Genomic DNA, 18,915 nt, shown 5'->3' with positions numbered 1-18,915 from the left:
TTGCCGCACGGGATGGCGGATCATCGCATCGATATCGATCCGTCGAGAATCCAGTGCAGTTGCTCTGTTGTCAGTGTAACCACCGGCACCTCTCGGCGCGGCCATCGGAACTTGTCTTCCGTCAACCGCTTCAGGATTAACACTAAGCCCGACCGCTCGAAGAACAGCAGCTTCACCCGGTCACGCCGGGTAGTGGAAGCAACTCTAATTCGGCTCGGCCAATCATAACGCTTCACGCCAAAGCCGTCCGATAGACCGAAAGCGATGCGCCGAGGCAATGAAGGCTCTCGGTAAGATCATCAATTGCGAGGCTGTCGGCAGGTATTGCCAGCTCCGCGTCAAGCAAATGTGGAGCTGCGCCGTGCCACGGGCGGATGCGATCGATTGTCTCAAGCTGCGTCTTGTTGCTACCGAACTTCTCGGTCTGAAGCCATTGAGCAGTTACGGCTCCGGCGAGATCGCGGAGCGCCGCGAGCACATCGGCGGCTTCGTCGAGATGCGAGCTGTATCGCTGTCCTTCGAGAAGTAATCGCTGCAGGGATGTTTCGGCAGCGGTGCTGGCGATACCGGCGGCACGCCGGGCGTCGCGTATCGAGCTATCTGCTACGTCAGCCTGAGCTGACACCAATTCGGCATAGATGAGATTGGCGTCAACGGCTTTCGACAAGGCGGCGTCCATCTCGTCGCGCACGCGTTCGGGCCAGAGCGAACTGATCCCGACACCGATCAGCGCTCCGACGATATTGTCGACCGCGCGCGTCCAGGCGAGGCTGTGACCGGGCTGGAGCAGTTCGGAGACGAAGATGAAGAGCGGGGTCAGGAACGCCACGAACAGCGTGTAGCTGACCGATCGCAACGCAATCGTCGCGGCGGCGACCGGGAAGATGACGAGCAGGAGCGCACCCTGGGTCGAGAGAAGTTCAGCGCCGGCGGCGGCGATGATAGCGCCCGTGACGCTGCCAAGGACGCGCTCTAGGCTCCGCCGCCAGGTCGCGGATGCGCCTGGCTGCATGCAGACGACCGTCGCCATGGTTGCCCAGTAGGAATAGTCGAGGCGAAGGAACTGCGCCGCAGCATAGGCGACGATGACGGCAATCGCCGCGCGGACGGCATGCTTGACGATCGGCGGGGCAAACAGACTGCGAACTGGCCGTGCAGACTTCCCAGGTTCGATGGGATCGCGCCTTGGCGCGAGCGCGAGAGGCGGCCATTGCCGGGCGAGCGAATCGAGCGCGGTCACGCTCTGCGCGCTTAGCTTCGTGAGGAAGGTTTCTGTGGCGACCGGCTTGCTTCTCAGGCGCGCTGCGATTGCGACCAGCGCACTGCCATGGGGCATGCGCCGGGCGGATTGCAGTTGTAGCTCGGCAAGCACCTCGGCAAGAATGCCGATGGTCTTGCAATATGCAGGCCCATCCGATGGCGCAAAGCCGTTCCTGCCATGGTGCTCGATGGCGATCAGGGTCGCGAATAGTTGGTCCGCGACATCCAAGCCGGCGCCGATATAGTCGCGCTCGACGTCACCCTCAGATGGCAACCGGGCGAGGAGTGCGTGCCCATGCTCGATGGCATTGCGTACCGCGCGACGATGGTCGGCGGTCAGGGCGACGGATTTCTTCGAGCTGAATGTCCCCGAATCTTGGGGCAAGAGATCCGCGAGCATGTCGTGGAGGCGCGCATAGGCCGCGACTACCGCACGGCGCGCGGGTCCATGGGGATGGATCCTCCAGATCAGTAGGCAGAGCGTCGTCGCCCATATCGAGCCCGAGAAGAAAATTATGCCGAGTTCGGCGGCGGCGAGCGGCGGGCGCGGAAAGCTGATGGCGACGACCGCGACGACGCTGGCCATCAGGCCAGCCGGGGCGACGGCTGGACCCCAACCGCGGCTGAGCGAGCACAGGAAAACGGTCGCGAAGAGGAAGGGCGCAGCGATGAATGGGCCAAACCCGGCGAGCGTGGCGGCAAGCGGCGCGATAATCGTTCCGGCAACAGCGAGACCGCCCATTGCTAGGAAACGCTCGCGATCCGGGCCGCCGGGATCGGCAAGGCAGGTCCAGAAGGCGCCGAAGGCGGCCCAGCCGAGCATTGGGGCGTCCAGCACCCAAGCGATCGCGACCACCACAGCGACGGCTGTCGCGGCGCGAAGACCTTCGGTGAATCCTATCTGCTCGGGCGTCAGCGCGACTGAATACTTTTCGAGGAAGCGCACGAGCGCACTCAGCAGTGGCGCGTGCCTGGTCTTGTGTCGCCGTCGGAAGCTCTTCGCACTCCCATTCCTGGTATCGATCGTTGCCATGCGGATTCACGCCTTCGTCGGTCCCTTAGGCGGGGCCGGTCGACAATGTTTGAGACATCTCCTTCATAACTTGCGCCACATAATTCGTAAAATGACTTATTTGACTGATAGTAAGTCTTGTATGGAATGAGATCAGTACAGTAGGCCTTGTGCGCGTCGGATCGGTTGAGCGGCCGCCGACACCGTCGTGGCGGATGCCGCTCGACGGAGAACTGGTTCGACCCTCAGCGGGCGCGTGCGTTCAGGTCGCGGCTGGCTTGGCTGGCGGCGGGTCGAGGACCACGGAGGCCCCGGAGGTCTGGACCCGATAGGGCAGCGTCTCCTGCAGGTAGAGTTCGACGCCGTCGGCATCGTGGCTCAGATAGCCGATCGACACCACCACGCCGCCGGCGACGGCCGGGCTCCAGACGACCTCTTTGTCGATGAGCTTCTGGATATGCTTGAGGATTGGGTAGCCATCGTCGCTGCCGCCGGTCAATGCGGTGTAGGGATCGGCGCCCAGGAGCAACGCATAGGGACCGTTGACGCCTGCCAGGCGCAGCGCGTTGACGGCGCGCTCGACGATCTCGGGATGGGTCTGGATATCGCCCGGCAGCGTGAGCAGCTCGTTGCTGGTGACTTGGCGGATGCCGGCGGCTTCATAGCCCTCGAACACGACATGGTCTTCGGCGAATGCCATCGTCTTCGCGGCATCCTTGAGCGGCTGCCAGTAGGAATCGTTGGCGCCGCGCTCGACATCATCGATCGCGCGGCGCGTGAGCATGAAAGGCACGCGCAATTCGATGACAGGAGCGATTTCACGCCTGACGACCTTGAGACCCTCGCGCAGCGGCGGAACGTCGTTGGTGTGGCCGGTGCCGACCGCGGAAAGATCGAAGCCTTTCGGGCCGATCAGATCGACAAGTTTGCGGGCGGCGAGATAGCGCTTGAGGGTGCGTGACGCTTCTTCTTCGATTTGCGTCCATGCCGCGGCAGATATCGGCGCCAGTTCGCGATGGAGATTGTTCATGTCAGTCCTCGTTCTTGAGAGAGCCTATGCCCAGGGAGCCGTCCAGCGGCGCGGTGGGCTTGGCGATCGCGGTGGGAAGTGGGGCGGTGGCGGGTGACGGGTCTGGCGTCACGGCATCGAGAAAACTCACAGTGGGGACGAAGAAAAGCGAGCCGGTCATCGCTCTGCTGAAGTCGAGCAGGCGGTCGTAATTGCCCGGCGGATTTCCGACGAACATATTCTGGAGCATCCGCTCGATCCGGCTGGGCGAACGCGCATAGCCGATGAAATAGGTGCCAAACTCGCCCCTGCCGATGTCGCCGAACGGCATGTTGTCACGCACGATATCGAGTTCGTTGCCATCCTCGTCGTGGACGACGGTGAGCGCGTTGTGCGCGAAGGAGGGTTTAACGCTGTCGTCGAGCTCAACGTCGGAGAGCTTCTTGCGGCCGATGAAGCCTTCCTGCTGCTCGACCGGCACCGCGTTCCACTTTGATAGGTCGTGGAGATATTTCTGGTCGATGACGTAGCTTCCGCCGGCGAACAGTGGATCCTCATCGGCCAGGATCGCCGCATCGAGCACTGCCTGGCCGGTGGGGTTCTCGGTCCCATCGACGAAGCCGAGGAGGTCGCGGTCGTCGAAATACTTGAAGCCGTGCGTCTCGTCGACAACGGTAACAACCACCCGGAGGCGATCCATGATCTCGGCCGCCAGCTCGAAACATTGGTCCATTTGCGCGGCGCGGATGTGAAACAGGATGTCGCCGGGCGTGGAGACGGCGCGATGAACGCCGTTGATCTCGCGAAAGGGGTGCAGTTCCCTGGCGCGGGGCACCCCGAACAGGCGATCCCAGGCACTCGAACCAAAACTCATCACGCAGGACAGGCCGCCGTCGAGATCACGAAAGCCGACCGCACGAACGACGACGGAAAGGTCCGCGCAAAAGGTCCATACTGCCCGAAGGGGCTCAGTCCCGGCGTTGATCGTGGCCACCAGGAAGATGGCTGATCGCGAGAGCCTCGCGGCAATAGGCTGACTGTCGATGGCCTGCGCCAAAGTAGCTCTCCTTGGATTGGTTGAAGTCGGCGCAACCTTTCGTAGCCGAATATATTCTCAAAATGACTTTTGTGACTTAATCGAAGTCTGGTATGGAATGGCGGTGTGTTCGGACACCTGCATGGTTACGAAATGCCGCTCAACGAGGAATGAAGATGGAACTTCGCACCCTGCGCGCCTTTGTCGAAGTCATTCGCTGCGGTGGGTTCACCGAAGCCGGGAAGACGATCTTCGCGACGCAATCGACGGTCAGCAAGATGGTCAAGCAGCTCGAGGAGGATGTCGGCGTCCAGTTGATCGACCGCTCCGGCCAGCGTGCCCGCCCGACCGAGCCGGGCCTTCTAGTCTATCAGCGCGCGCTCGACATGCTCGCCATGCGCGACGAACTGCTCATGCAAATCGGTGAGCTTCACAGCTTCAAGCGCGGTGTCCTGCGCGTCGGCGTGCCGACGGTGGGTGGCGACACGCTGTTCGCCCCGGTGATCGCGGAATATCGCCGACGTTTTCCCCTCATACAGATCAATCTCATCGAGCATGGCAGCGCACATCTGCATGCGCTTCTTCGAGGCGGCGACCTCGATGTCGCCGGCATCCTGCTTCCGGTCGAAAGCGATCTCGAATTTCGCAAGGTCCGGCGCGAGCCGGTCGTCGTGCTCACGCCCGAAGGCGCATACCCGGCACGAAAAGCCTCAATCTCGCTGGCCGAATTGCAGGATCAGTCCTTTCTCCTGTTCCAGCAGGGCTTCGCCTTGAACGATATGATCCTCGCCGCCTGCCACCGACAGGGCTTCGTGCCGAATGTCGCCATGCAGTCGGCCCAGACCCGGTTCATCGCCAAACTCGTCGAGGCGCGGCTGGGCGTGGCGTTCATGCCGCGCATGGTCGCGATGGCCGACCGGCCGGGCGGCGTCGCCCTCCTCGATCTCGATGATCCGGACATTGCCTGGGATATGTCGCTCGCCTGGCGGCGCGATGGCTATCTGCCGAAAGCGGCGACCGCGTTCATCGATCTCGTACATGAAATCGTCGCGGATCAGTGAAAGGCCGGGCCGAACTGCCAACGTGAAGGGCAATCTCACTCATTCCAAATTCGACTTACGCGAAGTCAAACGTTTCATTTTACGAATGGTGAGATGCGCCATACCTTGTTCGTAGAAACTTCGAAGTAGCCAGCAACCGAAGTGGACCACGAAAGGAAAGTAAAATGATCGTCTCTGCTCCCACAGACTTTCGCGAAGCTGCCCGTCATCGGCTGCCGCGTTTTCTCTTCGACTATATTGATGGTGGCGCGGTCACCGAAAACACCATGAAGTCCAATTCGACCGCGCTCGCGCCGATCGCGCTGCGCCAGCGCGTGCTCTGCGGTGTCGGCGCACCGACGCTCGATACCGAGATCATGGGCTCGAAATGGTCGATGCCCGTGGCGCTCGGCCCGGTCGGCGCGACCGGCATGTATGCGCGCCGAGGCGAGGTCCAGGCCGCGGCCGCCGCCTCGAAGGTCGGCATTCCCTATACGCTCTCGACCGTGTCGGTGTGCCCGATCGAGGAAGTGGCGCGCGGCGCTGACGGCGAACTCTGGTCGCAGCTCTATGTACTGAAGGACCGCGGCTATATGCGCAATGCGCTCGAACGCTCCTGGGCGGCGGGCATGAAGTCGCTAGTTTTCACCGTGGACATGCCGGTGCCGGGCTCGCGCTATCGCGACAACCGCTCGGGAATGTCGGGGCCGCATGCGACGCTTCGCCAATATATGCAGGCGATCACGCATCCGCACTGGGCGCTCAATGTCGGCTTGTTGGGGAGGCCTTTGTCGTTCGGAAACATCGTCGCCTATACGGGGCGAAAGATGAGCATGGGCGACTATATGGGCTTTATCGGCGCCAATTTCGATCCTTCGATTGCATGGAGCGATCTCGAATGGATCCGCGAGAGCTGGAAGGGCAAGCTGATCATCAAGGGCCTGCTCGACCCCGAAGACGCTCGCGATGCAGTGCGGCTTGGCGCCGATGGCATCATCGTTTCCAATCATGGTGGCCGCCAGCTTGACGGCGCGATCCCGACCGCGCGGGCTCTCCCGCGGGTGGCCGAGGCGGTAGGCGATGCGTTGACGGTCCTCGCGGACTCTGGCGTTCGTTCCGGCCTCGACGTCGTCCGCATGCTGGCGCTCGGCGCCAAGGGTGTCATGCTCGGACGCGCCTATATCTACGCCCTCGCCGCGGAAGGCGAGGCCGGCGTCGCGCGTTTGCTCTCGTTGTTCGCCGCCGACATGAAGGTGACCATGACGCTGACTGGCGCCAAGTCGCCTAGCCAGATCAGCTCGGACTGCCTCGACGAGATCGAGCGGCACATCCGGGCAGAGCGGGAGCAGGTGAAGGCCACCGGCGCGCCCGCTTTGACACACGCGGCCTGACAGCACCGATGAGAGGCGACGCATAACCGCGTCGCCCTCGTTAGCACACGCCACAGCCCATCAACTCCAGGACCGCTCGCAAGGCGCGCGAGCGGTAACGGCGAGGCTTTGCCCGTAAGCGGCCCGCCGATCAGAAGGAAAGCAGTTATGCCAAGTTTTGTCGTCAATCTGCCCGCCTTGCTTCGAGATGCGCTCGAACGCGAGGCGACCCGGGTGAAGGACAGCCCGTCGAACGTCGTCGCCGCGGCGATCGGCCAGTATCTCGGCACGCCGGCGCACACCGTATTCCAGGTGTCGACCTCGGGCGCGCTGGTCGCTGGCGTCTATGCCGGCGTCGTGAGCGTCAGGACCCTCCTCAATCACGGCGATTTCGGGCTCGGGACCTTCGCCAATCTCGACGGCGAGATGGTCGTGCTCGACGGCCTCGCCTATCAGGTCCAGGGCACTGGCCGCGTCAGCGTCGCCGACCGTGAGGCCCGCGCGCCCTTCGCGGTGGTCACCCGCTTCACGCCGGATACTGACACGACGATCGAGGCCGTCCACAGCTTCGAGGAGCTGACGCACCAGTGTGACGAGCTCCGGAAGTCGTCGAACATCTTCTACGCCTTCAGGCTCGATGGCCGCTTCAAGGTGGTCCGCGCCCGTGCCGTCAACCCGTCAGAGGGCGAGGCGCGCCTCGTCGACACCGCCAAGGCGCAGAGCGAGTTCACCTTCAGCGAGGTCGAGGGGACGCTGGTCGGCATCTGGTCGCCGGCCTTCTCCAGCGCGTTCAGCGTGCCCGGCTACCACTTCCACTTCCTGTCGGACGACCGCCGGCAGGGCGGCCATCTGCTCGACTGCATCAGCGCCGGTGACCTCCGGCTGCAATGCGAGTCGATGACCGACTTCCATCTCGTCCTTCCTGAAACGGCAAGTTTCCTCAACGCGGACCTTTCGAATGATCCCGCGGCTGAGCTCGCTTACGCCGAACAGGCCCACTAGGAGCAGCCCAAATGGACATGAACGTCACTGCAAAGCAGCAAAACGGCGCCGAGCTGGTGGTCCGGTCGCTCGAAGCGCATGGGGTCACTCATGTGTTCGGCATCCCCGGCGCCAAGATCGATGCTGTGTTCAACGCGCTCGACGATTCCTCGATCGAGACGGTGGTGTGCCGACACGAGCAGAACGCCGCCTTCATCGCCGGCGGCATCGGCCGCATGACTGGCAAGGCCGGTGTCGCGATCGCGACCTCGGGTCCGGGCGTCTCGAACCTCGTCACCGGCCTCGCGACCGCCAATTCCGAAGGCGATCCCGTCGTTGCTTTGGGCGGTGCGGTCGCGACCTCGGAGGCGCTCAAGCGTGTCCATCAGACGATGGACGCGGTCAGCATCTTCAAGCCTGTCACCAAGTATAGCGTGACAGCCGGCGCGTCTGACGCGATCGGCGAGGTGATGGCGAACGCCTTCCGCACCGCCGAAACCGGGCGGCCGGGTGCTGCCTTCATCAATCTGCCCAAAGATATCATGGCCGCACCCTGCGACCATGACGTGCTCGCTCCCCCAAGCTTCTCGGGTCTCGGCGCGGCCGATGCCGGCGCGCTTACGGAAGCCGCGCGCCTGATCAACGCGGCGCGCAATCCCGTCGTGCTGCTCGGGTTGCTCGCCAGCAAGCCCGCCAACGCCAAGGCGCTCCAGGCCTTCGTGGGCCGTAGCAACCTGCCCGTGGTGGGCACGTTCCAGTCGGCAGGCGCGGTCGGCGCGCATCTGTTCGAGAATTTCGGCGGGCGCGTCGGCCAGTTGCCGAACCAGCTGGCCGACCGGCTTCTCGATGCCGCCGATCTCGTCATCACCATCGGCTACGACCCGGTCGAATATCCGCCGTCCGACTGGAACAAGGAGCGCAATCGTACCATCGTCCATGTCGACGTCCTTCCGGCCGATCTCGACAATGCCTATCGCCCGGAAGTCGAGCTCACTGGCGACATCGCCCAGACGCTCGATGCGCTGACGGCGCGGCTGACGCGCCCCGCGCGCTCGGCGCTCGCCTCGACCATCCTTCAGGACATCGCCACCGAGCGGGAGTGGTTCCACAAGGAATCGCTGCGGCTCAATGGCTCGCCGGTGCATCCGCTCAGGATCGTCCACGAGCTGCAGCCGCTCCTGAGCGAGGACGTGACGCTTTGCCTCGACATGGGCTCGTTCCATCTATGGATGGCGCGTCACCTCTACAGCTTCCGGGCGCGCCAGCTCCTCATCACCAACGGCCAGCAGACGCTCGGCGTAGCACTTCCCTGGGCAATCGCTGGTTCGATCGTGCGGCCGACCGAGAAGATCCTCTCGATCTCGGGCGATGGAGGCTTCCTCTTCTCCGCGATGGAGCTGGAAACCGCCGTCCGGCTGAAGGCGAACATCGTCCATATGGTCTGGATCGACGGCACCTACGACATGGTCGCGGTGCAGGAAGAAGCGAAATACGGCAGGACGTCAGGCATCCAGTTCGGACCGGTCGACGTCGTCAAATATGCCGAAGCGTTCGGAGCCAAGGGTCTGATGATCCGCTCGCCCGAAGATATCGCGCCGGTGCTGCGCCGGGCCTTCGACATTCCCGGCCCTGTGATCATCGGCGTGCCTGTCGACTATCGCGACAACCACAAGCTTTTTGAGATGGCCGGCGCCGGGCACGCTTATTGAGCCCGGCGAGGTCGACCATTCCCCAATCCATCACATGGGCGGGCGCTGACGAATTGAACGTCGGCGCCCGCAACGCCCCAGCTTTGTGCGGAGCCGCGCGATGGAATTGACAGCCCTTCTCCTCTCGCGAATACAGTTCGCGTTCACCGTTTCGTTCCACATCATCTTTCCGGCCTTCACAGTCGGTCTGGCGGCCTGGCTGCGCTTCCTAGAAGCCCTTTCGCTGTGGACCAGGAACCCGCTGGATCACCGCCTGTTCGATTTCTGGCTCAAGGTCTTCGCCGTCGCCTTCGGCCTCGGCGTCGTCTCTGGCGTCGTGCTCGCGTTCGAGTTCGGCACCAACTGGAGCGAGCTGTCGCGCCGGAAGCGTCCTTCTTCGGCCGTGCCCGCGTGCGGCCATGGTTCTACATGGTGGCCTGTCGGATGGTGGCGCTGGGCACGACGCTTTCGTCCTACTGGATCATGGTCAACAATAGCTGGATGCAATGGCCGGTCGGCTACGCGATGGGGCCTGACGGCACCTTCGTCCCGACCGACTGGAATGCGATCATCTACAGCCCGGTGGTCGTCGCCCTGCAAACCGACACCGAAGAGGTTCAGGCGCAGATTCTTGATCGCATCTTTGCGCTGAGGATGGAACAAAATAAGACACAGGCCGTTATGCTAACACGATCGACGCGTCACGCGGTACGCTCTTTCCGGATTGACGTGCTTTACACCACGAGGTCGAAGCAAAATCCGCCGATCGGACCCATCTAATGACTATCCTTAAAACAACGGCCATCGCCGTTGGGCTTGTCTTTGCGCTGTCTGCCACTGCCGTTCAGGCGGCCTGCAATATTTCTGACGCCAAGCTTGAAGAAGCTATTTTGCAGAAGCCCGAGTTGCGTGATCCCGAGAACCGCTATCTCGTGCTCGACCTCAGAACATTGCGTGATGCGGCTTTCCTATTGTGGACCTACGGCCTGGAAGATGATTGCGAACGGCTGGTCGGTAACATCAGAGAGCTGATCGCATCCCCCTCAATGGGCGAACGCGGCACGAGTGACGAAGATGCCGTCGATCAGCAGCAGGCTGCGGGCGAGCCGCTGCAACAACGGTTGGGCAAGGTCAAAGGCAGCCGCGGTACGCTCAACGAAGCTCCCCTCGTGCCGATCAGTGCGCTCGATCCGGGCCTTCTGGTCAACGAGATCGTGGGAGTAGAAGTCAGAACGTCTGACGACAAAATCGTCGGTGAAGTTCGCAACGTTGTAATCGGAACCAAAGACCAGAAAGATTACGTGATTGTCGCGTCCGGCGGCTTTTTCGTCCCTGGAAAAGACAGCCTGGTGGTGCCACTTTTGTCGCTGGTGATTGATCGCGCACGAACCAGCTTCTTCCTGCCCATCACCAGCGCCCAGGTGAAATCAGTACCTTTGATGCCCGATCAGGATTATCTCTGGCTCGATGACAAGGAATGGCGTGCCAACAACGATGCAATTTTCCAGAGCCTCGTTTCCAATGTTGCTAGTATCGATAAGACCCTCGCACCCACGGTGGTCACAAAGTGACCGTTAAAAGCCAAATCGCCCTTGTGGTTGAAGACGAGCCGCTGATCGCCATGCTGGCGTGCGACCTTCTGTCCGACCTCGGTTATATCGTTTTCGAAGCGCGGACCACGAATGAGGCTATGGGCTTGCTGACTGACGTGGACGGGATTTCGATCCTGTTTACCGATGTCGATCTTGCCGATGGCTCCTCCGGTGTCGATCTGGCGGTCCGCGCGAAACAGCACTTCCCGACGGTACGCATCGTTGTCACGTCAGGACGTTTCAAACCTGCAACACTCCCAGATAGCATACCCTTCATACCAAAGCCCTATAGCCGCGAATGTCTCACGAACGCCTTCGCAGTCAGTCCGTCTATTCTAACGGGACTAGCGCAGAGGCGTTATGCCGCGGTGTAACGCTTGACCCTGCGCTAGGTTAGGGTGAGGCGAACAACGCTCACAACGAGTGCTCATTCTCAATTCATTCTTGCAAAGATCGGGACCAACATGACCCACTACGCGGCCGACAAATCGGTACTTGCTGAAATCGCGACGCTGCGGGAGGCGCTCCCGAAATGGATTGTCAGTACGGTCGAACTGGTCGAGCTGGCAGAAAACGCCGAGCGCGCGGCCCGTGCCGTCGATCCGCAGACAAACGACCGGTCGCGTCAGCTCATCGTTGAGGTTGCCGAGTGGCAGCAAAAACTGACGGATTGGCAGCAGGAGAATCTGAGCCCACGCCTTATGGCAGAGCTTCGTATTCTCAAAGCAACGCTGGACGCCTCCATGGATGAGGCAAATGCTGCTGCGGCAAATCTGATGCTTTTTTAGGTGTTCGCCTTAGAGTATTCGTTGGTGATGCTAAGGGATATTCTAACTTGCCAAGCGTTCCGGGTCGACCATCACAGTGACGACAAGGCCGTCTCGAGCCCAGTTATAGTTAATTGAACCGCGCAGATGGCCTGTCACACTGCGTTCCACCAATTTGCTGCCGTAGCCAGCTTTGGATTGCGGTGCGGACACTTTAGGGCCGCCGTTTTCGGTCCATACGATCGTGACTGCTTCGTTTTGTGCTGAGCATGAAACGTCGAGTGTGCCCGTATCGGACGAGAGTGCGCCGTATTTCAGGGAGTTGGTGGCCAGTTCATGGACAATCAACGCTACGACTGTGGTTGATGCGTCACCAACACTCATCCGTGGCACGGAAACCCGGATACGGCCGCTAAAAGCTCCCAAATCGTCATAGGGGGCGAGAAGTACGGTCAGAAGATCGCCCAGCAAGGCTGATGGCGCTTCTGTTTGCCCCGGGACCGGCCGGACGAGATCGTGGGCCCGCCCCAAAGCCGTCAGCCTGAGGGTCAACTCGCGGGCCATGTCCTCGACTGTTGTCGTCGACCGTGAGGTAATGGCGGTCAGGCCGGAGGCTATGGCAAGAAGGTTTTTCACGCGGTGGCTCATTTCTCCCGCCAGCAACTCCCGACCTTCCTCTGCCTGCTTACGTCCGGTGACATCAATGAAAATACCAAACATGATCCCCTGGACCATACCTTCATCGTCACCCTGGCCACGCGCGGAAATCCACTTGAGTTCATCGCCGATCATGATGCGGAAATCGATCTCATAGGCACCGATGATGGAACGCGTGGCCGTAAAGGCTGCACGGACCCGATCCCGATCGGCCGGGTGAATGTGCGCGGAAAGATCTTCGAATGTGACGTCTTTGCCTTTAGGAACGCCCCACAGCTCATAAGAATGATCGTCCATCGCAAAGGCGTCAGTGTTAACGTTCCAGGACCAAAGAGTGACTCCGGCAGCTTCGATGGCACGCACCAGATTTTTCGGTTCCCACAGAAGTGGTTTAAGGGTCTCCGCCGGCGTCATGGGAACTCCATATTGTCTTACATTTCGAGCGATAGGACCTTCGTCGTCACGCACTTGAATTCCAGCTCTATAGCGAAAATACGATCGGAATGTTGGAATAGTTAGCAATGGTGCTTTGCGATAATACTTTCGACACGACTAATTAAGCGTCTGTTCCGCTGAGGGAATCGGATACATGATGTCATGCTTGGGAGCGACCCGAGGAACTCTGACCGTCGCTCGAACGCTTTGCGCACATCGTAGGCCAAGCCAAGAAAAGAGCCCTCCTTGTCAATGACAAGCGGCGGCCGTTCCCGTCATGCATGACCTTATGTAGCCAGGTCAGTGACGTGTAGTCTCCGACAAGCAGGATGCCGGCGTGGTTTTTGAGCAAGCTGTAGGAGGAGAGCATTAAGACTATTCCTTTCCATCGACGAACAGGGCTGATCAAGCGGTCGATGGGTCGATGATATCTATTCCGAAGCCTTCGAAATCCTTGGTGTTGCGCGTCGCGAGGGTCAATTGGTGAGCGACGGCCGTAGCGGCAATCAAGCCGTCCATCGAGGCAAGCCCCCGACCGCTTCGCTTGGCAAGCGCCATGAGGTCGCCCCAGGCAAAGGCGACAGGCCCTTCCACCGGAATAATCCTGCTTTCGAAGCGTTGAGGCATATCATACGTGAGCCATTCGTCCAAAGCGTCGCGCTTTCTCCCACTGTCCATCAAAGCAACACCACGGCGAATTTCAGCGATCGATATGATGCTGATGAATGTGCGGTCCTCATCCAGCTCGTGGAGCCACTTAAGAACACCTTCATCGGGCCGAGGTTTGGTAACTTCTGACAGAACATTCGTATCGAGGAGTAATCTCATAACGACAAGTCACGCGGCTCGTCGTGTTGTCGCTCGATATCCAGATCGGCACCACGCAGAGGCGATGCCAGCAGAAACTCCGCTAGCGATCCCCTGCGTGCAGTCTTCTTTTGCCATTCTTCTGCAGAAACAACCACGACGCTAGGCTTTCCGTTCCGCGTAATTGTCTGAGGTGCCAATTGCGCGCGCTCCATGACTTCCGAAAGCTTTGCCTTCGCGCCTGCGACCGTCCAGTTCATATCATCGTGTGTTGATGTTTGCATCGCTTCACCTATAACCAAAATGACTATCGTGACTATATTGCGTGAGGAGCGTCTCTGCAAGCGTGGTTGGAGCCGGGAGGGAGGGAAGCGTGGCGTCTCTGATATCTGCCGGTCTCCGCGATGACCCTTTCGCTGCCGATATCGTCTTTTCAAGCTGGGGTGGAACGACGCAGGACGCGCAGAAGGCCGCATGGGCCGATAAATTCACCGAAAAGACCGGCATCAAGGTTTTGCAGGACGGACCGACCGACTACGGCAAGATCAAAGCTATGGTGGAAGCCAATGGTGTGACCTGGGATGTGGTCGATGTCGAGGGTGACTATGCAGCCCAGGCGGGAAAGGGCGGGATGCTCGAAAAGCTGGATTTCTCGGTCATCGACAAGTCGAAGCTCGACCCACGCTTTGTCACGGATTATTCCGTTGGTAGCTTCTATTATTCATTTGTCATCGGCTGCAACGCCGATGCAGTTGAGGCCTGCCCGAAGTCTTGGTCGGATCTTTTCGACACGGCAAAGTTCCCCGGCAAACGCACATTCTACAAATGGTCTGCACCCGGCGTTATCGAAGCAGCCTTGCTTCTTCCTCCAGACCGGCCTCAATGGCACGATGCCTGGCTTTATCATCGCCCATCTGGTGCTGGCACCACCATTCTCCATCCTGTCGATTACGAAAGCCCTTGAAGGGTTCGACAAGTCTGTCGAGGATGCGGCGGTACTGTGTGGTGCGTCGCCGCTGGAAGCCAAGATCAGGGTCGCATTGCCAGCCATCAGCCATGGCCTATTTTCCGTAGCGATCTTCATGTCCAGCCCGACGCTCCAGACCCTGCCGGTCAAGGTCTGGTCGACATTGCGGCAAGACCTGACACCGGTGGTTGCTGCGGCCTCAACACTTCTCATCCCTCTGACTGTAATTTTGATGGTGCTGTTTGCGCTCGTGCGCAAGGGACTGAAATCATGACGCAACCGTTCCTTCAGATCAAAGGGATCAAGAAACAGTACGGCCCGGTTACGGCTGTCCAGAATGTCGATCTACAGGTGGAGCGCGGAGAGTTTCTGACATTTCTCGGGCCGTCCGGCTCGGGCAAGAGTACAACACTCTATATCCTGGCAGGGTTCGAGGACCCGACTGCGGGTGACATTTTGCTGGACGGAAAGTCCATTCTGTCCACCCCCTCGCACAAGCGTAACATCGGCATGGTGTTTCAGCGATACACGCTGTTTCCGCATCTGTCGGCTGGTGAGAACATCGCTTTCCCCCTGAAGGTTCGCCGTCTCCCAAAGGCCGAGATCGACACTAAGGTCAAAGAGATGCTACGGCTGGTGCGGCTGGACGGTTTTGAGGATCGCAAGCCAGCCCAGATGTCGGGCGGCCAGCAGCAGCGCGTCGCGCTCGCCCGTGCGCTGGCTTACGATCCGCCGATCCTTCTGATGGACGAGCCCCTTTCGGCGCTGGACAAGAAGCTGCGTGAGGAAATCCAGTACGAAATCCGCCGTATTCACCAGCAAACGGAAGTCACGATCCTTTATGTCACCCATGATCAGGAAGAAGCGCTGCGATTATCCGATCGTATCGCGGTATTCTCGAAGGGTGTCATCGACCAGATCGGCACCGGGCCTGAACTCTACGCTGACCCGCGCACACGTTTCGTTGCGGAATTTATCGGTGACAGCGATTTCCTGTCCTGCGATCTCGTCTCTGCATCTGAGGGGCAGGCGAAAATCTCGCTTGGAAACGGTGCGGTCTTCGATCGGATACCGGTACATGGGACAGCGGTAGCGGGGAGCCGCGCATCGCTGATGTTACGCCCGGAGCGCATTCGTCTGTCCCGCGACCATAACGGCGCCAGCGGCCTTGCTGCGAAAGTCAGCGACATCACCAACGTCCACGTCATGACGGAAACGGTATCAGGCGAAAAGCTGGCTGTTCGACTGCCGTTCGGAAATGCGGCCATTGGAGGTATAAGCAGAGGTGATCTTGTTAGCTTAGATTTTGACCCTGGCTCCGCTCGCGTCTTTTCTTAACTTGGTTATGTTCAAGCCAACATTGAGCGATCTGTTAAACCCCTGGGGGCAAGCGCAAATTCGTTTTATCCAGTATCGGATGCACACGGTCTCGGCGCCGAAGTCAATGAGGAACTGTTGGTGAAGCAGAGTTTCGAATTCTGGGAGGCGCCACATTTGAAGTGCCGTGACGGCTCTGTGACCAATTGGTAAAGCGGCTATTGTCACAGAAATTACTTCATCTTCGCCAACCACAATTGCTTGCTGAGGAAGTCCACACCGCTGATAGGGAGAAAGACATGTTCGAGACAGCAAAACCGTCGAACGACCGTCATTGTAACAGGCACCGGCGGCAACCTCGGTGGCGATACGAGCATCTAAGCAATACATCAAAAAACTAACAAAAACGAAATCGTAGCTCGCACAAGGATGGGAATTCGGGTTCTGCTCCTTTCAAGAGCTTGCAGTCAGAATTTCTGCGTTTGGCCCAAACCGGTCATCGGCGGACGAATGCGATGGCGCCGCTTTGCGCCTTCAATTTGGCCGTCCACGCTGACCGAAAATTTCCCCCAAAGCAGCCGTGCGCTGGTTTGGGGTCAATGTCGGGGATGGGGGTTTTAGCGGTCGGTCAGCTTCTGAGTCTGAACGGTCAGAAGGCGGCGTTTCGTGCGCTAACCAAGCCGCGATGCTCTAGGTTACCTGGGGTAACGATGGAGGGTTGGTGCGTCACCGTTGGCCAAGATCGACATGGCCCTTGTGGGCGACACATTCCCGATATCTCAGCGGAAGTTCGGCCGCGGGCAGATCATGTGCCTCGAACGATTTCCCGCTGGACCAGGGGAGCGCGTTCAACACCACACCGAATCCTGTACTGAAAAGCCACGGCACGAGCTTCGCAAGGGGCTTCTTCAACGCGATTGCAAGAACACCGAGCGGCAACTTCACGACCATGAATAGGATGAAGATGAAAGGGGCGACGAAGATGGTCAGCACCATCGGAATCGCCGTTTCCAGCATGGGATCGCCGCCGTATCGCAGGCGGAGCAGTGGGTTCCGTGCTGCCGCAAACGGAATCAGTTCTTCCATGAAGCGAACGTAGTCGGCGGACCGATCAACGGCCGTTTCTCCGAGCGAATCGAGCGAGGAGATTTCCCTTGACCCGAAGAGCGTCCTAAGACGCGCGCTGTAGATTGGAAAGCCAGTGGTGCCGACTCCACTCGTGACGTGGAGGTGGAGGAATCTAAGCGATGTCCACGGGACGAGGCTTACGGACCGCCCTCGCGTCACCGAGAGGCCTCGGTCCTCGACGACGTAGGCCATCTCGAGCTTTTGCGCGGTATCTTGATAGCTCGGTATCTCCACAGTGAAGCGGTAGTTGGGAAGGTTGTCCGTCTGCAATCAAGCCCTCCAATACGGTGTGCTAGTCGAAATGCTGCCTATCTCGCGATAGGATTCGATAGCTGATTTACACGCAACTTGTTCTGTTAGTAATAATCGCTTGCGGCGGATCAGCCGCTATCTTCTCCTTCGGGCTCGGAAGCGGTTATGGAGGCCATACCCGCTCATCGCAGCTATTTCATTCGTAGCCTCCAAGACTGGACCATCCGCTCTCGGCCCCATTACAGCCCTCAACTTCGACGCAGCTCAGCTCTCCTTTTGGCTAGAAGCTGCCAAAGGCAGCAGTTGGCCAATGCGCACACGGCGCTGATCTCTACAACGGTCTTATCGCAATCAGTCATTTAATGGGCTACCTTATGCCGGCCATCAAGCTGCCGCAGTGGTCTTGTTTGGCCGACGTCGAAGTAACGGATCACTTGTCGAGGTTTCTATGATGGCTGAGTCGTCAAGGGTTTTGATCGTCGGTGGAGGTGCTAGCGGCCTGGCCCGCGCACTCAATTGCGCTCGTCTCGGCATGCAAGTAAGAGTGGTTGAGAAAAGAGTTTCAAGACCATCGGCGCAGAAAGCGACTTGGGTCGCTCAAGGCGTTTGGCACCAACTGGCGGATTTTGGGATAACCGAAAGAGTCATCTCGGAAGCTATTCCCATGAGGCGTTTCGTGTTTCACGACAATGCGAGATTGGTGGCGGATATTCGGGTTCTGAATGTGAACGGCGAACCGCCTGCGCATCTTTATCCGCAGGCCATGCTTGAGCAGGCTATGGAAGATGCCTTGGCCTCTTATGGTGTAAAGGTTGAGTACGGTCGAGCGTTTATAAGGGCGGTGGAAAATGCCGATGGCATTGAAACTAGTATAAGTAACGGCGATGAAACCGAAATCATCGAGGCGGATTGGCTTGTCGCAGCTGACGGGAGCAAAAGCGATGTCAGATCATTCCTCAATGTGCCATTCCTCGGACATGACTACCCCGAAGATTGGTCCGTAGCTGAGATAGAGACCACGCGAGTGGTCTTAAGAAATACAACCGCAACTGTTCTTGCAAGCAGACGGGGTCGGTCTCTTTCTTTCACAACCTCGTCGAGGTGTCATTCAAGGCATTCTCAATGCGAAGGGTGCGGCCTCGAGGCTCACTCGTAAGTTCCGAGATGCTAAGCTACTTTATGAAAGGGAGTTTCGTGTTTCACTTCGGCGCGTGTCCTCACCACGAATTGGTCGAGTATGGCTGATTGGGGATGCGGCCCATGTACAATCTCCGGTCGGCGGCCAAGGCCTAAATTGGCTATTTGGGATGGGATTACGCTTGGACGCGCATTAGCGCGAAACCAACCCGACGTGGAAGAAACGTTGCGCAATCGTGCACGATCAGTTCTCCGATTCACACACTTCGACTACCTCATGCTGTCGACGAAGTGGCGAAGTGTACAATATCTTAGAAATAGCTACTGCAAGTTCGCAGCAAGATTCCCACTCAGTGCAGCTTGGTTTTTCAGACTAATCTCCGGAACGTGGTGACGCGGCAAGGATGTCTCCTATTGGCGCGAAGCAGCCAAGGCAGCATCTGACCCGTCATTGGCTCGG

General features: G+C 59.4%; 18 protein-coding genes and 4 pseudogenes. 14 read left to right on the top strand and 8 right to left on the bottom strand.

Translation table 11 applies throughout. The annotated features are described in order from the left end of the window. Positions 1-20: 20 nt before the first annotated feature. The 4 genes from tnpB to RMR16_RS17205 form a co-directional block, all read right to left on the bottom strand. A complete protein-coding gene (gene tnpB / locus RMR16_RS17220) occupies positions 21-143 on the bottom strand; it encodes an IS66 family insertion sequence element accessory protein TnpB (protein ID WP_413786056.1) in 123 nt (40 codons plus the stop codon). Positions 144-232: 89 nt separating this feature from the next. Further along, complete coding sequence (locus RMR16_RS17215) at positions 233-2,293, bottom strand: FUSC family protein (RefSeq protein ID WP_320202089.1); 2,061 nt, start codon at positions 2,291-2,293, stop codon at positions 233-235. Positions 2,294-2,534: 241 nt separating this feature from the next. Then, positions 2,535-3,302, bottom strand: coding sequence for a family 1 encapsulin nanocompartment shell protein (locus RMR16_RS17210; protein WP_320202088.1), 768 nt, complete (start codon positions 3,300-3,302; stop codon positions 2,535-2,537). A 1-nt stretch (position 3,303) separates the two neighbouring features. Then, positions 3,304-4,338 (bottom strand): Dyp-type peroxidase, encoded by a 1,035-nt coding sequence (locus tag RMR16_RS17205; RefSeq protein WP_320202087.1) that lies wholly within the window; start codon positions 4,336-4,338, stop codon positions 3,304-3,306. Positions 4,339-4,493: 155 nt separating this feature from the next. Between RMR16_RS17205 and RMR16_RS17200 the strand changes: the two genes are divergently transcribed. The 8 genes and pseudogenes from RMR16_RS17200 (at position 4,494) to RMR16_RS17165 (ending at position 11,776) form a co-directional block, all read left to right on the top strand. Beyond that, positions 4,494-5,378, top strand: coding sequence for a LysR substrate-binding domain-containing protein (locus RMR16_RS17200; RefSeq protein WP_320202086.1), 885 nt, complete (start codon positions 4,494-4,496; stop codon positions 5,376-5,378). A 164-nt stretch (positions 5,379-5,542) separates the two neighbouring features. After that, positions 5,543-6,748, top strand: a complete 1,206-nt coding sequence (lldD, locus tag RMR16_RS17195; protein WP_320202085.1) for an FMN-dependent L-lactate dehydrogenase LldD — start codon at positions 5,543-5,545, stop codon at positions 6,746-6,748. Between the two features lie 147 nt (positions 6,749-6,895). Next, positions 6,896-7,729, top strand: coding sequence for an acetolactate decarboxylase (gene budA / locus RMR16_RS17190; RefSeq protein ID WP_320202084.1), 834 nt, complete (start codon positions 6,896-6,898; stop codon positions 7,727-7,729). Between the two features lie 11 nt (positions 7,730-7,740). Continuing rightward, on the top strand, positions 7,741-9,417 hold the full coding sequence (alsS, locus tag RMR16_RS17185; RefSeq protein WP_320202083.1) for an acetolactate synthase AlsS: 1,677 nt from the start codon (positions 7,741-7,743) through the stop codon (positions 9,415-9,417). Positions 9,418-9,517: 100 nt separating this feature from the next. After that, positions 9,518-9,984 (top strand): annotated as a pseudogene (locus RMR16_RS17180) (cytochrome ubiquinol oxidase subunit I); the annotation flags it as partial. Positions 9,985-10,175: 191 nt separating this feature from the next. Then, entirely contained in the window at positions 10,176-10,967 is a 792-nt protein-coding gene (locus RMR16_RS17175) for a PRC-barrel domain-containing protein (protein WP_320202082.1), read from the top strand. After that, a complete protein-coding gene (locus RMR16_RS17170) occupies positions 10,964-11,362 on the top strand; it encodes a response regulator (RefSeq protein ID WP_320202081.1) in 399 nt (132 codons plus the stop codon). Before RMR16_RS17175 ends, RMR16_RS17170 begins: the two co-directional genes overlap by 4 nt. Positions 11,363-11,452: 90 nt before the next feature. Further along, complete coding sequence (locus tag RMR16_RS17165; protein WP_320202080.1) at positions 11,453-11,776, top strand: hypothetical protein; 324 nt, start codon at positions 11,453-11,455, stop codon at positions 11,774-11,776. 42 nt (positions 11,777-11,818) lie between these two features. Here the strand turns inward: RMR16_RS17165 and RMR16_RS17160 are convergent, their stop codons facing one another. The 3 genes from RMR16_RS17160 to RMR16_RS17150 form a co-directional block, all read right to left on the bottom strand. Beyond that, positions 11,819-12,826 (bottom strand): sensor histidine kinase, encoded by a 1,008-nt coding sequence (locus RMR16_RS17160; protein WP_320202079.1) that lies wholly within the window; start codon positions 12,824-12,826, stop codon positions 11,819-11,821. A gap of 426 nt (positions 12,827-13,252) precedes the next feature. Continuing rightward, entirely contained in the window at positions 13,253-13,675 is a 423-nt protein-coding gene (locus RMR16_RS17155; RefSeq protein WP_320202078.1) for a type II toxin-antitoxin system VapC family toxin, read from the bottom strand. After that, entirely contained in the window at positions 13,672-13,938 is a 267-nt protein-coding gene (locus tag RMR16_RS17150) for a type II toxin-antitoxin system prevent-host-death family antitoxin (protein WP_320202077.1), read from the bottom strand. Before RMR16_RS17150 ends, RMR16_RS17155 begins: the two co-directional genes overlap by 4 nt. A gap of 89 nt (positions 13,939-14,027) precedes the next feature. Between RMR16_RS17150 and RMR16_RS17145 the strand changes: the two are divergent. The 4 genes and pseudogenes from RMR16_RS17145 to RMR16_RS17130 all read left to right on the top strand — a co-directional run. Then, a pseudogene (locus RMR16_RS17145) lies at positions 14,028-14,531 on the top strand (extracellular solute-binding protein); the annotation flags it as partial. Further along, positions 14,515-14,895: pseudogene (locus RMR16_RS17140) on the top strand (ABC transporter permease); the annotation flags it as partial. The pseudogenes RMR16_RS17145 and RMR16_RS17140, both read left to right, overlap by 17 nt. Further along, positions 14,892-15,959, top strand: a complete 1,068-nt coding sequence (locus RMR16_RS17135; protein ID WP_320202076.1) for an ABC transporter ATP-binding protein — start codon at positions 14,892-14,894, stop codon at positions 15,957-15,959. The pseudogene RMR16_RS17140 and the gene RMR16_RS17135, both read left to right, overlap by 4 nt. A 66-nt stretch (positions 15,960-16,025) precedes the next feature. Beyond that, a pseudogene (locus RMR16_RS17130) lies at positions 16,026-16,151 on the top strand (mandelate racemase/muconate lactonizing enzyme family protein); the annotation flags it as partial. Positions 16,152-16,664: 513 nt separating this feature from the next. Here RMR16_RS17130 and RMR16_RS17125 read toward each other — a convergent pair. Then, positions 16,665-17,336 carry a hypothetical protein gene (locus RMR16_RS17125; RefSeq protein ID WP_320202075.1) on the bottom strand — a complete coding sequence of 224 codons (672 nt, stop codon included), beginning with the start codon at positions 17,334-17,336 and terminating at the stop codon, positions 16,665-16,667. A gap of 433 nt (positions 17,337-17,769) precedes the next feature. On the opposite strand from RMR16_RS17125, the gene RMR16_RS17120 reads away from it, so the two are divergent. Then, on the top strand, positions 17,770-18,474 hold the full coding sequence (locus RMR16_RS17120) for an FAD-dependent oxidoreductase (RefSeq protein ID WP_432354921.1): 705 nt from the start codon (positions 17,770-17,772) through the stop codon (positions 18,472-18,474). Then, positions 18,374-18,652 (top strand): FAD-dependent monooxygenase, encoded by a 279-nt coding sequence (locus RMR16_RS17115; protein ID WP_320202073.1) that lies wholly within the window; start codon positions 18,374-18,376, stop codon positions 18,650-18,652. The genes RMR16_RS17120 and RMR16_RS17115 overlap by 101 nt, the downstream gene beginning before the upstream one ends. The last annotated feature ends 263 nt before the right edge of the window (positions 18,653-18,915 follow it).

This window comes from Agrobacterium sp. rho-13.3 (genome assembly GCF_033957765.2).
GTDB lineage: Bacteria > Pseudomonadota > Alphaproteobacteria > Rhizobiales > Rhizobiaceae > Agrobacterium.
The sequence above is the reverse complement of the archived record's forward strand: the minus strand, read 5'-3'. Positions and strand labels throughout refer to the sequence as shown.